The organism is Flavobacterium aureirubrum, from assembly GCF_038739835.1.
Lineage (GTDB): Bacteria > Bacteroidota > Bacteroidia > Flavobacteriales > Flavobacteriaceae > Flavobacterium > Flavobacterium aureirubrum.
Genome location: NZ_JBCGDO010000021.1, coordinates 24,315 through 41,083 on the forward strand (window position 1 = coordinate 24,315; position 16,769 = coordinate 41,083).

At 35.3% G+C, this 16,769-nt stretch carries 13 protein-coding genes; 9 read left to right on the plus strand and 4 right to left on the minus strand.

All coding sequences use genetic code 11. The annotated features are described in order from the left end of the window. Window positions 1–25 precede the first annotated feature (25 nt). The 4 genes from WFZ85_RS13270 to WFZ85_RS13285 all read right to left on the minus strand — a co-directional run bounded on the left by WFZ85_RS13270 (window position 26) and on the right by WFZ85_RS13285 (window position 5,437). Window positions 26–445 (minus strand): acyl-CoA thioesterase, encoded by a 420-nt coding sequence (locus tag WFZ85_RS13270; RefSeq protein WP_342696781.1) that lies wholly within the window; start codon window positions 443–445, stop codon window positions 26–28. 226 nt (window positions 446–671) lie between these two features. After that, window positions 672–2,300, minus strand: a complete 1,629-nt coding sequence (locus WFZ85_RS13275; protein WP_342696782.1) for an AMP-binding protein — start codon at window positions 2,298–2,300, stop codon at window positions 672–674. Window positions 2,301–2,380: 80 nt separating this feature from the next. Continuing rightward, window positions 2,381–4,681, minus strand: a complete 2,301-nt coding sequence (locus WFZ85_RS13280) for an oxidoreductase (RefSeq protein ID WP_342696783.1) — start codon at window positions 4,679–4,681, stop codon at window positions 2,381–2,383. Window positions 4,682–4,825: 144 nt separating this feature from the next. Continuing rightward, on the minus strand, window positions 4,826–5,437 hold the full coding sequence (locus WFZ85_RS13285; RefSeq protein ID WP_342696784.1) for a flavin reductase family protein: 612 nt from the start codon (window positions 5,435–5,437) through the stop codon (window positions 4,826–4,828). A 243-nt stretch (window positions 5,438–5,680) separates the two neighbouring features. On the opposite strand from WFZ85_RS13285, the gene WFZ85_RS13290 reads away from it, so the two are divergent. The 9 genes from WFZ85_RS13290 (at window position 5,681) to acs (ending at window position 16,735) form a co-directional block, all read left to right on the plus strand. After that, on the plus strand, window positions 5,681–6,100 hold the full coding sequence (locus WFZ85_RS13290; protein WP_342696785.1) for an IS1/IS1595 family N-terminal zinc-binding domain-containing protein: 420 nt from the start codon (window positions 5,681–5,683) through the stop codon (window positions 6,098–6,100). Window positions 6,101–6,197: 97 nt separating this feature from the next. Then, complete coding sequence (locus WFZ85_RS13295) at window positions 6,198–7,496, plus strand: hypothetical protein (protein WP_342696786.1); 1,299 nt, start codon at window positions 6,198–6,200, stop codon at window positions 7,494–7,496. Window positions 7,497–7,523: 27 nt separating this feature from the next. Continuing rightward, entirely contained in the window at window positions 7,524–9,065 is a 1,542-nt protein-coding gene (locus tag WFZ85_RS13300; RefSeq protein ID WP_342696787.1) for an MFS transporter, read from the plus strand. A gap of 11 nt (window positions 9,066–9,076) precedes the next feature. Beyond that, the gene (locus tag WFZ85_RS13305; protein WP_342696788.1) at window positions 9,077–9,292 is read left to right on the plus strand and encodes a DUF6814 family protein; all 216 of its coding nucleotides are present in this window, start codon (window positions 9,077–9,079) and stop codon (window positions 9,290–9,292) included. Between the two features lie 70 nt (window positions 9,293–9,362). Continuing rightward, window positions 9,363–9,557, plus strand: a complete 195-nt coding sequence (locus WFZ85_RS13310; protein WP_342696789.1) for a hypothetical protein — start codon at window positions 9,363–9,365, stop codon at window positions 9,555–9,557. Beyond that, the gene (locus WFZ85_RS13315) at window positions 9,550–12,243 is read left to right on the plus strand and encodes an ATP-binding protein (protein ID WP_342696790.1); all 2,694 of its coding nucleotides are present in this window, start codon (window positions 9,550–9,552) and stop codon (window positions 12,241–12,243) included. Before WFZ85_RS13310 ends, WFZ85_RS13315 begins: the two co-directional genes overlap by 8 nt. Before the next feature lie 91 nt (window positions 12,244–12,334). Then, window positions 12,335–12,700 (plus strand): response regulator transcription factor, encoded by a 366-nt coding sequence (locus WFZ85_RS13320; RefSeq protein ID WP_342696791.1) that lies wholly within the window; start codon window positions 12,335–12,337, stop codon window positions 12,698–12,700. A gap of 127 nt (window positions 12,701–12,827) precedes the next feature. Next, on the plus strand, window positions 12,828–14,729 hold the full coding sequence (locus tag WFZ85_RS13325; RefSeq protein ID WP_342696792.1) for an acetate--CoA ligase: 1,902 nt from the start codon (window positions 12,828–12,830) through the stop codon (window positions 14,727–14,729). 98 nt (window positions 14,730–14,827) lie between these two features. Continuing rightward, a complete protein-coding gene (gene acs / locus WFZ85_RS13330) occupies window positions 14,828–16,735 on the plus strand; it encodes an acetate--CoA ligase (protein WP_342696793.1) in 1,908 nt (635 codons plus the stop codon). The last annotated feature ends 34 nt before the right edge of the window (window positions 16,736–16,769 follow it).

A 16,769-nucleotide genomic window follows, 5' to 3' on the forward strand; every position in this document is an offset into this window, starting at 1 on the left:
AGTATTAAGATTGGAGTATTAAGTATTAAGACTGAATATAATTTAAAATATTATTTTTCATTTTCTCATTGAACGCTTCGGTTTTGATGCTTTGTCGGTCTTCTTGAATGGCTACGTTTACTAGCGTTACTTCGCCTTCGAGTACGGTTTTTTCTTGTTGGTTTATAAATTGAAATCCACAGATGATAGAGGAGTTTTTTAGTTCTTTTACCCAAAGTGATTTGGTTAGAATTTCGCCAATTCTAGCAGCGTTTTTGAATTGCACTTTCAAATCTACTGTTGGAATACCATTCGTTTCGTGCATTTTGGAGAAAGGTCTTTCTAATGCTTCCTCGAACCAATCTTCCACTAAATCGTTGAGCATTTCTAAAAATCGGGGATAGAACACTATTCCGGCGTAGTCGATGTGTTTGAAACGTATTTTTTCTTGTTTTATGAATTTCATTTGTTATTTTTTATTCGAATAGTACAAATTTGTACGAATTCTGATTATTTTATCTATTTTATTTATTTTTTGCCACGGATTAAACTGATTTTACAGATTAACACGGATTTTAAATTTGTTACTAGTCATTCCTGATGTTTTAGCCCAGATTGAAACGGAAATCCTTTTTATTTATCTTTATAAATAAAAAGATTGCAGTGTAAAGCTGGAAATAGCTCCAAAAAAACTAATTTTTCAATTTAAATCGTTGAATTTTACCGGTTTCTGTTTTGGGTAATGTTTCAACAAAATAAATTACTCTTGGATATTTGTATGGCGCAGCGACTTGCTTGAACCAATGTTGAATGTGATTTTTCATGTTTTCTGTAGCGTTTGATTGCTCTTTTAAAACAATGTGTGCACAAACTAACATACCACGTTCTTCGTCGGGCAAACCCACAACTGCACATTCTAAAATAGCTTCATGGGTTAGTAAAACACTTTCTACTTCAATCGCTGCAATATTGTATCCAGCGGAAATAATCATATCGTCGCCACGAGCTACGAACCAAAAATAGCCGTCTTCGTCTTGACGAAATATATCGCCCGTGATGTTCCAACCGTTTTCGACATATTCCTTTTGTTTTTCTTCACGATTAAGATATTTACAACCTGTAATGCCACGAACGGCCAATTTTCCGGCTTGATTTCTTGGGACTTCATTTCCGTTTGTATCAATAATTTTAGCTTCGTAACCCGTTATTGCTAAACCAGTTGCGCCAGGTTTGATGTTGGTTTCGTTGGACGATATAAAGATATGCAAAAGTTCGGTTGCGCCAATACCATCGATGATTTTCAAACCAGTAGTTTCATACCAATCTTGCCAAACTTTCAAGGGTAAAGTTTCTCCTGCTGAAACACATTTGCGTAAGCTGGAAATATCAAATTCGTTTACTTTAGTTGTTATAATTCGCCAAGCTGTTGGTGCTGTGAAACATACGGTTATTTTGTAATCTTGAATGGCTTGCAGCAAAAGGTCTGGCGAAGGTTTTTCGATTAAAAAAGTTGATGCTCCAAAATACATTGGGAACAAAACCAATCCACCTAGACCAAAGGTAAATCCAATTGGCGGACTTCCTGTAAACACATCATTTTGTTTTGGTTGTAATGAATAATTTGGAAATGCTTCGCAAATATTCAGAAGGTCTTTGTGGTAATGAGCCGTCATTTTTGGCAAACCTGTTGTTCCTGATGTAAAACCTATTAGCGCAACACTGTCAGCTTTGGAATGAAAATTATCAAAAGTTATGGGTTTGGTAGCCATTAATTGTTCCAATCCCGAATCCCCAAATTTTCGGACGGAACCATTTCTGAAGAAACTGACTTCTTGTAGAAAATCTGATTTTACTAAATTCATTTCTTCGGATAATTCGCTGTCGCAAATAGCATGACTGATTTCGGCACAATTAATTATGGTTGTTAATTCTTTGGAGCGAAGAAGTGGCATTGTTGCAACTACAATTCCGCCAGCTTTTAGAATGGCAAACCAACAAGCGACCATCATTGGATTATTGGCAGAACGAATTAAAACTCTATTTCCAGATTTTAATCCCAAATCATCCACTAAAACATGAGCAATTTGATTTGCTTTTTCATATAAATCTTGATGGGTCCAAGTTTCTGTGAATGTACGAATGCAAATGTTGTTACCGTTTCCATTTTCGATATGAAAATCCAGTAATCGATGAACGCAATTTAGTCCCGAAATTTCGGGATCTGAATGACTGAATTGAGGTAAATCCAAGAAAGTATAATCAGGTTGTAAATCCTGATTAGGAAGATTGTTGTGTGCAAAATTATCTTCGTAATGTTTCATTTGAAAAATTGTATATTGTATATTGTATAACAGTATATTGGTACAACTTTACAATATACAATCATACAATATTCAGCTTTTTACTTTTTATTACTCTTCGGTTTCAACGCTTTTTTCATTCCTTCGGTTTGTCTTCGTTCTGAAGCTTTTAATGGATATAAATGTGAAATTCCCATTTTGTATTGATTTGGAATATCTTCAGGTTGAAATTGTTCATAGGCTTGCGCGTTGCGTACAAAATTAGCATCGAGCAACAACGGTTTCCCTAAAGCCACTAAATCAGCTTTACCATTTAAAATTATGGTGTTTATTTGATCAATATCAGTTATGTTTCCAGCTGTAATTGTTGGAATATGTACTGTATTTCGAATGGTATCTGAAAACGGAACTTGCCACATTCTGCCTGTTTGTGGTTTTTGATTAGCTACAGTATTTCCAGATGATACATTTATGATATCTGCTCCAGCGTTTTTAAAAGCCGTTGCAATTGCGATTACATCTTCTTCAGAAATTCCGTTTTCTGCCCAATCTGTTGCTGAAATTCGAACCGACATGGGTTTTTCTTTTGGAAAAACGTTTCGCATTTCGGTGAAAACACGTAAAGGAAATTTTAATCGGTTTTCGATGCTTCCGCCAAATTCATCATTTCGAATATTTGTCAATGGCGATAGGAAGGAAGCCAATAAAAATCCGTGATGTGCTTGTAATTCAATCATGTCAAAATCGGCTTCGGTAGCATTTTTTGTTGCTTGGACGAATTGTGAAGTTATCAAATCCATATCTGATAACGTCACTTCTTTTGGTGTTGCAGCATTTTCATTAAACGGAATTGCTGAGGCGGAAATTAATTCCCATCCCGAAGTCTCGGGACAAGTAAATTCATTTTCCCAAGGTTTTTTTGTAGCACCTTTTCGACCTGAATGACCTAATTGAATTCCGATTTTAGTTAGTGTATTTTGATGAATGAAATTAGTTATTCTTTTCCATTCAATTATTTGATTTTCATTATAAATACCTGTACAACCTAAAGTAATACGTCCAGTTTCTGAAACAGCTGTCATTTCAGTCATTATTAATCCTAAACCGCCAATTGCTCTCGATGTATAATGTTGAAAATGCCAATCGTTTACCAGCCCATTTTTTGCTGAATATTGTCCCATGGATGACATTACAATTCGGTTTTGCAATTGTAAATCTCGAAGTCTAAAGGTTGAAAAAGCAGCCGATTGATTTTTGAAATTGATATTGCAATTGTCATTGAATTCTTCTAGAACTTTATTTGTAAAACTTTCATCTCTTAATTTTAAATTTTCGAAAGTTACTTTTTTAGAACGTGTCATGCATCCGAATGCAAATTGGTAAAATGGATGTTGGTTATTTCTATCCATATTTTCAAACCAATCAAGCGATACTAATGCTGCATGTTGTATCATCTCAACGGTATTTCTTCGGGATTTGTCATACTGTTGAAAAGCAGCTTGAACATCGTTTGGATTTGCTAAAACAGCATCAGACAGACCAATGGCGCTATCCATGGCTAATTTTGTTCCTGAACCGATGGAGTAGTGTGCAGTTGCTTTGGCATCGCCGAGAAGAACGATATTTTTATGATACCATTTTTCGTTGGTAACATGAGGAAATTGACGCCAATGTGATTTGTTTGTAATTAACGAATGACCATCTAATTCTTGCGCAAATATGTTTTCAATTCTAGCAATGGTATCGGCTTCATTGCTGATTTCAAACCCATGTTTTTCCCAAGTTTCATTACTACATTCAAAAATCCATGTGCTCATTCCAGGTTCGTATTGATAAGAATGAGCTACAATCAATCCGTGTGGCGTGTTTCTAAAAAAATAAGTAAACGCATCTAATGGTTTTGTTGAACCACACCACACAAAACGATTTTGTTTCAATACTATTTTGGTTCCAAATTGCTCCTGAAACTGCGTTCTGACCTGACTTCCGATACCATCACAAGCGACAATGATATCTGAGTTTGAAAATTGCGATAAGTCGTCTACATTTTGTTCGAAGTGCAGCTTTACGCCTTCTTCTTGGCAACGTTGGTGCAATAGTTGTAACAATTTTTTTCTGGAACAGCCACAAAATCCATTTCCTGCAATTTTTACACTTTGTCCATCTCGAGCAATTATAATGTCATCCCAATAGGCAAAATTGGAGCGAATTAATTCATAAGACTGCATATCTCTTTTTAGAAATTCGCTTAAGGTTTCATCTGAAAAAACAACTCCAAAGCCAAAGCTATCATCAGGTTTATTTCTTTCAAAGACAGTTATTTCCCAATCGGGTTTTGCTTTTTTGGTAAGTATCGAAAAGTAAAGTCCACCAGGACCGCCACCTATAACTGCTATTTTCATAATTTTATGGAACGCGGATAAATCGAATGCTTTGCAACGCGAATTATCGCTGATTTGTTTTTTTATTTTTAATTTTTTTTGAACTCAGATAAAAGAAATTTGAATAATTTTAAAAATCTGTATAATTTCTTAAATCTGAAATTCTTACTCAATTATTCTTTTTATGGAAAACAATTCTCCTAGTTTAGCATAATTAGAACCTGCTAATCGTGCAATAGGGTTGTAGTTCTCCAGATTGATTTTATAATTGTCTGCTAAAACAGTTTCATCAAAATGCATCATTACTATTCGACCAATTAGGACACAAGCTCCACCATTTTTATGGTCTTCAAGAAAATAATGATGGACTAATTCACATTCAAAATTTATGGGACTTTCCTTAACTCGCATTGGTTTTATTTTTTTGGAGGCAATTGGCGTTACACCCGCTAATTCAAATTCGTCAACATCATAAGGAACTGCTTTTGCTGTGATATTCATTTGTTCAACCAATTCTTCAGTAACCATATTGACAACAAATTGTTTGGTTGCCAGAACATTAACAAGAGTATCCTTTTGGGTACGATTACCAATTCCGGTTGAAAACATGAGATGTGGGGGATCATCGCCGAGCATGTTGAAATAAGAAAAAGGAGCAAGGTTGTTGATACCGTCTTCGCTAATGGAAGAAATCCAGCCGATAGGACGAGGAATAATTGAACCTGTCAGTAATTTATAGATTGCGGAACGTTCAAGGTTGTTTGGGTTGAATTGCATAGTGGTATTTGTTTATTACAAATTAAAACTATTTTTCTGAAATTTTTTAGAAGATTGCTAATTTCTAAATTAAGCTAATTAGCAAGATATATCTTTATTATTATTCCTCTAATGAGTTTTAAGTTGTATTTTGATAAATTTAAGCTTATTATTTTGTGGTAAATGTAATTTTTATCTAAAAAAAATATAAATATCGTTTTTACATATTTGCTAATTAAGTATATTTATGCAAAATTTATATATATGGAAATTTTAGCTTGTCCTAAATGCCAAAACGAAGCCGTAGTAAAAAGTGGTGTTATCAAAGACAGACAGCGGTTTTTATGCAAAAAATGTAATTATTATTTCACAGTAAACAAATTAGGTAAAAAGATTGATAACTACTATGTGACCAAAGCATTGCAACTCTATTTAGAAGGGGTTAGTTACCGAGAAATTGAGCGTATTTTAGGTGTTTCACATGTTACAGTTAGTAATTGGGTAAAAGAATTTAAAATCACCAAACCTAATCACACCGACTATCATCCAACCTACAAGATTTATAATCACCTGGAATTGGTAGAGTTTTTAAAAAATAAGGACATACTTAAAGGCGCAGGTATGATTATTACTGAACTTGGCGACAAGTTTATGCTTATTAAATGGGAGCGTTTTAAAGATTAGCTATAGTATTTACAAATATATATATCATAATTTTTTTCATTCACAAAAAATTAGAATTTGGTACCGTTAAACAATTACTAACCAAATTTTAAACCTTATGAATAAATTTATTATGTTGTCATTTTTGAGCTTATATTATGTCGTAAGTGGTCAATCAACAACATCAACTGTAACAGCTGAAAAACCATACAAAGTTGAAGTTTTTGGATTCGCTCGTGTGGATTACAGTTGGGATACAAGACAATCAGCACAAGTACGAGAGTATCATTTAAACTTGTGGCCATTGGACGAAAAATTAGATGCCAACGGTCAGGACATTAATCAAACTGGTGCTTCCAACTTTTTATCGGTTGTTTCAAGAATAGGAGTGAAAGCGACTGGTCCTGATGTTTGGGGCGCAAAAGTTTATGGTATAGTTGAGGGTGATTTTTTTGGTAACACACAACAGTCGATAGCTTTGCTTCGATTACGTCATGCGTATGCAAAATTAGAGTGGAAAAATAATTCTATAACCTTTGGTCAAACTTGGTATCCTACATTTATTCCTGAAGTTTTTCCAGGTGTAGCAAACTTCTCGACAGGAATTCCGTTTAATCCTTTTGGATGGGCTACTCAATTTAGATTTGATCAAAATTTAAATGACAAATTTAAGTTTTCGTTTATAGCTTATAAAGACCGCGAATTTGGTGCATTTCCTGCCGATGGAAATCAAAATTCTCCTGTTTATAATAGTATAATTCCCGCAATGCATGGTAAAATTGAATACCGTAGCAAAACAATCTTAGCGGGTTTTGGGGCTGAATTTTACCCAAACAAACCGTTAATTGAGTCTGTTATTACACCAGCAATTCCTATAAATGGAACAAATCCCGCAGTTCCTGCTGTAATTTTAAAATCGAATGAAACTTTAAATTCAACATCTTTAGTAGCATACCTGAAATATAATAATGAAAAATTTCATGTTAAATTATATGGTATTAGCGGAGAAAATTTGCATCACCTGGTTATGTTAGGTGGCTATGCTAGTTATGCAAATGGTTCTAATCCTGTAACTTATGAAGGAATTAAAACCAATGCTGCTTGGATTGATATCGCAAGTAATAATAAAAAAACAGCTCCTGGTTTTTTCTTTGGTTATACAAATCAAGAAGGAACTTCTTCAACAGTTGCACCAGTAAATATCTATGCAAGAGGAATTACAGCAACTCGTGGAGTAAAGGATATGTGGAGAGCTTCTGCGAGAGTCGATTTTAAACAAAATAAATTTAGATTGACACCAGAATTTGAGTACACTTCAGCTACTCACGGAAAAACAAAAAGTGATTTGTCTATTTCTGGTGATGAGAATGTAGTAGGCAATTTTAGGGCTACTGTTTCAGCAGTATATTCATTTTAATTATTTAAAACTTTAAACTATATAAATATGAGCGACAAAAAATCAACAAAAGGAATTTGGAAAGTGATTTCCGCTTCTTCAATGGGAACTATGATTGAATGGTATGACTTTTACATCTTTGGAAGTTTAGCCGTTGTTTTATCAACTAAATTTTTTCCTTCGGATAATCCGACAGCAGCGTTTTTATCAACGTTGGCAACATTTGCAGCTGGCTTTGTAGTACGTCCGTTTGGAGCATTGTTTTTTGGAAGATTAGGCGATTTAATCGGAAGAAAATATACCTTTATGGTAACGTTGATGCTTATGGGTGGTGCCACATTTGTAATTGGTTGTATTCCAACTTACGAAACAATAGGATTTATTGCACCAGTTTTAGTTTTAATTCTGCGTTTACTGCAAGGACTAGCACTAGGAGGTGAATATGGTGGAGCAGCAACTTATGTTGCTGAACATGCACCAAAAGGAGAAAAAGGATATTGGACATCGTGGATACAAACTACAGCTACTGTTGGTTTGTTTATCTCATTGATGGTAATATTAATAACCAAAAGTGTTTTATCAAAAGAAGCATTTGATGATTGGGGTTGGAGAGTTCCATTTTGGGTTTCAATTCTAATGGTTTTAGTTTCTTATTTAATTCGTAAAAACATGGACGAGTCTCCTGTTTTTGCCAAAGCAAAATCAGAAGGAAAAACATCGACAAATCCGCTAAAAGAGAGTTTTGGTAACAAGTACAATTTAAAGTTTGTTCTTCTGGCATTATTTGGAGCTACAATGGGTCAAGGCGTTGTTTGGTATACAGGACAATTTTATGCCATGAATTTTTTGAAAACGGTGCAAAGTATCGACTCTTCACAAGTCGATATGCTTTTGGGAGTTGCATTAATTTTGGGAACACCATTTTTCGTGTTTTTTGGTTGGTTGAGTGACAAATGGGGACGAAAATCAATTATGATGACAGGCATGCTTTTAGCCATTTTTCTGTATCGACCAATTTACAGAGCAATGTATAATTCAACAGATTTATCTCAGAAAACAGAAATTGCAGCGAATACAAAAGTTGTTCCATCATTAAAAGAAGTTGATGCCACAAAAGTGGACTCTATTTATACAACAACAAAAGCTTATACCGATGGAACGACAGTTGAAGAAATCAAAACTATTCATTTTGAAGCAGGAAAAGTAATGGTTGACGATAAAGGAAAAGATAAAATTGAAACTAAAGTAACCAAAATGATTAATGACAGTGACAAAATGTTCTTGATCTTTATGGTCTTCATTCAAGTAATCTTTGTAACTATGGTTTATGGTCCGATTGCAGCTTTTCTGGTAGAAATGTTCCCAGTGAAAATAAGATACACGTCGATGTCGTTGCCATATCACGTTGGAAATGGTATATTTGGTGGACTGCTTCCTGCTATTTCGACCTATTTTGTAACCAATGCCAAAGAAGCTGGTGATGCAGAATTTTATTTGGAAGGCTTATGGTACCCAATAGGAATTGCTGCCGTCTGTTTCGTAATTGGAATGATATATATCGATAGAAAAATTAATACACTTCACGACTAAAATTGTAAACTATGAACACTTTAAAAAAATATTTAGGAATTGTATGGATTGCATTAGCAATTCTGGTTGCCTATCTTTCAATTGGTATTTTTGGATACAAATTGACCACAGGAAAACAAGATGATTTGGTTTTTGGAATAATTGTATTCTTTATTCTTTTACCAATGGTAGTAACGGGTTTAACCATTTTTGGGTGGTATGCTATAACCGATGAGTATGAAGATTAATGTTTAAGTTAATTGATTAGCCTTGAGCTCTTAATTCATTGAGGGCTTTTGGTTTTTTATTTACATATAAATGAAACAAAGACACCAACAAAAATTAGTATTTATTTCAATAGTATTACTACTTGGATTTAACATTCCACTACTGCTATTATTTGATAGTGCCAGTAGTTTCTTGGGATTTCCAGTTATTTACATTTACATTTTTTCGGCATGGTTATTTTCGGTATTGTTATCTTTTATCATCATAAAACGCTACCATGAATAGTATAGTTTTATTAGTCATACTAGCACTTTATTTGGGAATCCTTTTTGGTATTGCGCATTGGGCAGAAAAAAAAGGGAATTCAAAGTGGACTAATAACGCTTATGTTTATTCGCTTTCCCTGGCAGTATATTGTACGGCTTGGACTTACTATGGTAGTATCGGTGTTGCAGCTAATTCCGGATTGAGTTATTTAGCAGTATATATTGGACCAATTATTATTGCGCCAGCTTGGATTATAATTCTTAAGAAAATTATTCGCATTTCAAGAGTTAACAAGATTTCCAGCATAGCCGATTTTATTTCTTTACGTTATGGCAATAGTAGATTTTTGGGTGCGGTGGTAACTATTGTTTGTTTGTTTGGAATTTTGCCTTACATCGCTTTGCAACTAAAATCTATTTCAGAAACATTTCACTTAGTAACTAATACCAAATCGAGTTCCTATGTTTTTGATGACAGCACCACTTATGTGGCTTTTGCCTTGGCGATTTTCTCGTCTATTTATGGAACACGCTATGTAGATGCTTCTGAAAAAAGAAAAGGAATTGTAACAGCAGTAGCATTAGAAAGTATTTTGAAATTAGTATTTTTTATCGTCGTTGGGGTTTATGTTACCTTCTTTGTTTTTGATGGTTTTGATGATATTTATGCCAAAGCTTCTTTATTGGATAACTTTAAACAAAAGAATACCATCGGTGGATTGGCACAAGGCATCAACTGGTTTTTCTTGTGCTTTCTTTCCATGTTTGCTATTTTCTTATTACCACGACAATTTCAAGTATCGGTAATCGAAAACAATAGAGAAAACCATGTTAATACTGCGATTTGGTTGTTTCCATTGTACTTGTTGTTGTTTAATTTTTTTGTGTATCCTATTGCTTGGGGTGGAAACATTTTGTTTGACGGTCAAACTGTTAATGCCGATACTTATTCTTTATTAATTCCCCAGTTTTTCAACAATAAAACGTTAACAGTGCTTGTGTTTCTGGGCGGATTTTCAGCTGCAATTTCCATGATAGTGGTTTCGAGTATCGGACTTTCTACTATGGTGAGTAACAACTTGATTATTCCATACGGTTTATTGGGAAGATTAAAACACAACGAGCAATCTACCATCAACAAAAAGATTGTTAACATCCGAAAGATTGGAATTTTCTGCTTGATAATTACTGCCTATTTCATATACCGTTTCTTTGCGTTGGATTACAGTCTATTTTCTATTGGATTAATCGCTTTTGTAATTATTGCACAATTAGGACCTGCTTTTTTTGGTGCTTTGTTCTGGCGAAGAGGTTCAAAAAAAGGAGCGCTATCCGCAATAATAGTTGGTTTTATAATTTGCTTGTATACATTGGTAATACCATATGCTGTGGGAATTACAGATTTAAACACGTCATTTATTAGCGATGGTTTGTTTGGTATTAAATTATTGAAACCGTTACAACTGTTCGGGTTAGATTATTTAGAACCGGTGCAACATGCTTTCTTTTGGAGTTTGCTTTTCAACTTGATGACTTATATTGCCGTTTCAGTGAGTTTCAAAGGTAATTATCGGGAACGAAACTACGCTGAAATGTTTTTGGATATCAATAAATACATCACCATGCACGAAAATGCCTTTGTATGGAAAGGAACCGCTTATCGATTGGATATTGAAAAAGTACTACTTAAATTTTTGGGAGAAGATAGAACCAAGCGTGCCATGAATATTTTTAATCTAAAATATAATGTGGACAAAGATGAAAAACTAGCCGATGCACGATTAATTAAATTTTCCGAAAACTTATTGACCGGTCACATCGGAACGGCATCTGCCAAAATCTTAATTTCCAGCGTAGTCAAAGAAGAAAAGATTTCATTACCCGAAGTGTTGAAAATTTTAGAAGAGTCAAAAGAGAATATCATCATCAATAAAAAGTTGACAGAAACCTCCAACGAGCTCAAAGAAATTTCAGCTAAATTGCATGATGCCAATGTATCTTTGATGAGAAAAGACAAACAAAAAGACGAATTTCTAGATACGGTAACCCACGAATTGAGAACACCAATCACCGCTATTCGTGCTTCGAGTGAGATACTGTATGACGATGATGAAATTCCAGAGGAATTAAGAAAACAGTTTTTGCAAAACATCATTTCAGAATCGGATAGATTGAACCGTTTGATTGATAAAATACTCGATTTAGAGAAATTTGAAACCGGAAAACAAAAAGTATATTTGGCAACGCATAGTATTGTCGAAACCATTGAAAATGCGATTGAACCTTTACAACAGTTGGTAAACAACAAGAGTATTCATGTGCATGTAGAAGGCAATAGCAATTTAAAAGTAGATTATGATGAAGACAGAATAGTACAAGTAATTACTAATTTGATTTCGAATGCCATTAAGTTTTGTCCTGAACAAGAAGGATTAATTACCGTAGCCGTTTATGACAAATTTGATTATGTGCAAGTAGAAGTACGTGACAACGGAAAAGGAATCGCTCCAAGCGATTTTGATACTATCTTTGATAAGTTTTATCAATCCACCAATCAGAATTTTAAAAAACCTATTGGTAGCGGATTAGGATTGGCCATTTGCAAACAGATTATTGAACACCACAAAGGAAAAATTTGGGCAACCAATAATGCCACTGGTGGTGCTTGTTTACATTTTACATTACCCAAAAAACAACAAGAATGAAATCGCCACTAACAAAAAGTTTGCGTAAGCAAACACAAGTGAATAAAAAGGCGATTCCGTAAATGACAACTAGAAAATAAATTTCACATTTATGAAAAAGATTTTAATTGTAGACGACGAACCCAATATTGTCATGACACTAGAGTACACTTTCAAGAAGAACAACTTCGAAGTGTTTATTGCTCGCGATGGTCAGGAAGCCTTAGATATTTTGAAAACACAATTACCCGATGTGATTATTTTGGATATCATGATGCCATTGGTAGATGGATTTGAAACGATGGAGCAAATAAAAAAGAATGAAAAACTGAAGCACTGCAAAGTCATTTTTCTCACGGCCAAAAACAAAGAAAACGATATTGAAAAAGGATTAGCATTGGGTGCTGATGCCTATTTAACCAAACCCTTTTCCATTAAAAAAGTAGTCGAACAAGTAAACGAATTACTAGAAATTTAAGAAGCAACAAACTCCTTTACTGACCCATTTTTGTCCTTTTCATTTCGAATAAGGAAGCATAACATATTTGTCACCCTGAGCGCAGTCGAAGGGCTAACTACATTTATAACTCAACAAAACGAAACAAATGACTTATCAAGAATTATACAACCAAAGCATCCAAAATCCAGAAAAGTTTTGGACAGAACAAGCTAGTGAAATTGATTGGTTTACCAAACCACAACAGATATTATCTTCAGATGAAACAGGTTATCCATTGTGGTACAAAGACGGTTCGCTCAACGCTTGTTATTTAGCATTAGACAAACACATCAATGACGGTTATGGCGACCAAATCGCTATCATTTACGACTCGCCTGTAACCCAAACAGTAAAGAAATACACCTACAATGAAGTCAAATCGGAAGTGGCACGATTGGCTGGTGGTTTGGTTTCTTTAGGATTAATAAAAGGACATACGGCCATCATTTACATGCCAATGATTCCACAAGCCACTTTTGCCATGTTAGCTTGTGCCCGAATTGGTGTAACACATTCTGTAGTTTTCGGAGGTTTCGCGCCACATGAATTAGCCATTCGAATTGACGATTGCAGACCGAGAGTAATCCTAACGGCTTCCTCTGGAATAGAAATTGACCGATTGATTGCTTATAAACCTTTAGTAGATGAAGCTATTGAACTTGCGGAACATAAACCAAAGAAAGTAGTGGTTTTCAATAGAAAACTCGGTGCTAGAATTCCATTCAAAAAATACGATGTCGATTATGATGCTTTAGTGTATGGTTCCGAAGAAGCCGATTGTGTTCCTGTAGAAACTACCCATCCGTTGTATGTTTTATACACTTCGGGAACGACAGGGAAACCCAAAGGAATTGTTCGTGATACTGGTGGTTATGCTGTAGCGCTAAAGTTTTCTATGCAAAACATTTATGGAGTACAACCGGGAGAAGTCTTTTGGGCAGCTTCCGATGTGGGTTGGGTTGTAGGTCATAGTTTTATTGTTTATGGACCATTATTTAATAGAAATACTACTGTCATTTTTGAAGGCAAACCTATCAAAACTCCCGATTCCAGTACGTTTTGGAGGGTGATTGAAGAGCATAAAGTGAGCGTTATGTTTACGGCACCAACAGCCATTCGTGCCATCAAAAAAGAAGATCCTAATGGCGAATTTATTAAGCAATACGACTTATCGAGTTTGAGAACACAGTTTTTGGCAGGTGAACGTTGCGATGTAGCTACTTTGGAATGGTATCGCGCACATATTCCTATTGCAGTTATTGATCATTGGTGGCAAACAGAATCGGGTTGGCCAATGGTGTGTAACATGATGGGTGTAGAATATTTGCCAATCAAACCGGGTTCTTCGGGCAAAGCGGTTACAGGTTATAACATTAAAATACTTGGAGAAGACGGACAAGAATTAGGCCCAAATGAAGAAGGCTATGTGGTTATCAAATTGCCCTTACCGCCAGGAACATTATTGGATATTTGGAATGATAATCATCGGTTTCAAGCGGGTTATTTGAATAAATATCCAGGCTATTATTTCTCGGGAGATGGCGGTTTTAAAGACGAAGACGATTATATTTTTATCACGGGTAGAGTAGATGATGTGATTAATGTGGCAGGACATCGTTTGTCCACAGCCGAAATGGAAGAAATTGTAGCTTCACATGCTGCAGTAGCCGAATGTGCTGTGATTGGGATTAATGATGAATTGAAAGGACAAATTCCATTAGCGTTAGTAGTGAATAAACATGGGGAAGCAATAGAACATTTCCAATTACAATATGAAATTGTGCAATTAGTAAGAGAACAAATTGGTGCGGTGGCTTCGTTAAGAGATGTTGTGATAGTAGAACGATTGCCCAAAACTCGCTCTGGTAAAATATTGCGCAAATTATTACGAAGCATAGCCGATGGTGAACAATTCCAAATTCCGTCGACTATTGATGATGAAGCGATTATTGATGAGGTCCGAGAAGTACTAATATTGGGGACTATTGGAACGTTTAAAAAGCTATAGCAATTTTGCAACTAAAATCTTTCCTAAACGGATAGATTACTTATATTTACAAAACAAACAGCTAATCACTGTTCACTTATAACTAATTACTTAGAAAAATGAGTTACTATAAAATAAACAACCTAGAACATTATTTTAAAATGTATAACAAATCTGTCCGAGAACCACGTAAGTTTTGGGATAAGATAGCTGATGAAAATTTTACTTGGTACCAAAAATGGGAGAAAGTTTTTGAAATGAATTTTCAAGAAGCCAAGTTCAAATGGTTTCTCGACGCCAAAGTTAATATTACCAAAAACTGTATCGATAGACACTTAGCACGAAGAGGCGAAAAAACTGCCATTATCTTTGAGCCCAATAATCCTGATGAACCAGCATTACACATCACCTACAATGAATTGTATGCCAGAGTTTCAAAAATGGCAAATGTACTAAGAGAGCAAGGTGTTGAAAAAGGTGACAGAGTATGTATTTATTTACCAATGATACCCGAATTAGCAGTAGCCGTTTTGGCATGCGCCCGAATTGGAGCCATACATTCTGTGGTATTTGCAGGTTTTTCTGCTTCGGCAGTGGCAGCTCGTATCAATGATTGCGAATGCAAATGGGTGATTACTTCTGATGGAAGCTATAGAGGAAATAAATCCATCGACTTAAAAGGAATTATAGACGAAGCTTTAGAAAAAACACCTTGTGTAGAAAAAGTTTTTGTGGTAAAAAGAACCAACACAGCAGTAAACATGAAAGAAGGACGCGACCTTTGGTTGCAACCTTTATTAGATAAAGCGATTCCTAATAACGTTGCCGAAATCATGGATGCCGAAGATCCATTGTTTATTTTGTATACTTCGGGTTCTACAGGAAAGCCAAAAGGAATGGTGCACACCACAGCAGGATATATGGTTTATACGGCTTATACCTTCAAGAACGTATTCAATTACGAAGAAAACGACATCTTCTGGTGTACTGCCGATATCGGTTGGATTACCGGACATTCCTATATTCTTTACGGTCCATTATTAAACGGAGCAACCACTGTAATATTTGAAGGTGTTCCTTCTTATCCTAATCACAGTCGTTTTTGGGAAGTCATCGAAAAACATAAAATAACACAATTCTATACAGCGCCAACTGCTATTCGTGCTTTGGCCAAAGAAAGTTTAGACTATGTACAAAAATATCCTTTGAGTTCGCTACGAGTTATTGGCTCAGTGGGCGAACCTATTAACGAAGAAGCATGGCACTGGTACAATGACCATGTTGGAGGAAAACGCTGTCCGCTGGTGGATACTTGGTGGCAAACCGAAACAGGAGGCATTATGATTTCTCCAGTTCCTTTTGTAACGCCTACAAAACCAACGTATGCTTCGTTACCATTACCAGGAATACAACCTGTTTTAATGGATGAATTGCGCAACGAAATAGAAGGCAATCAAGTAACAGGAAGTTTGTGTATCAAGTTTCCGTGGCCATCCATTGCGAGAACCATTTGGGGTGATCACCAACGCTATAAAGAAACTTATTTCACCGCTTTTCCGGGTAAATATTTCACAGGCGATGGCGCTTTGCGCGATGAAGTTGGGTATTACAGAATTACAGGAAGAGTAGATGATGTAATCATTGTTTCAGGACATAATCTAGGCACAGCACCTATTGAAGATGCTATCAACGAACATCCAGCCGTTGCCGAAAGTGCTATTGTTGGTTTCCCTCATGACATCAAAGGAAATGCCTTGTATGGTTTTGTTATTTTGAAAGAAATAGGACAAACTCGTGATAAAGACAATTTGTCTAAAGAAATCAACCAATTAATCTCAGATCAAATAGGACCAATCGCTAAACTCGATAAAATTCAATTCGTTTCTGGTTTACCTAAGACACGTTCGGGTAAAATCATGCGTAGGATATTAAGAAAAATTGCCGAAGGTGATTACTCTAACTTTGGCGATATCACCACATTATTAAATCCCGAGATTGTGGAGGAAATAAAGAACGCTAAAGTGTAAAATGTACATCGCCAATTCCATCGAGTTGGCGATT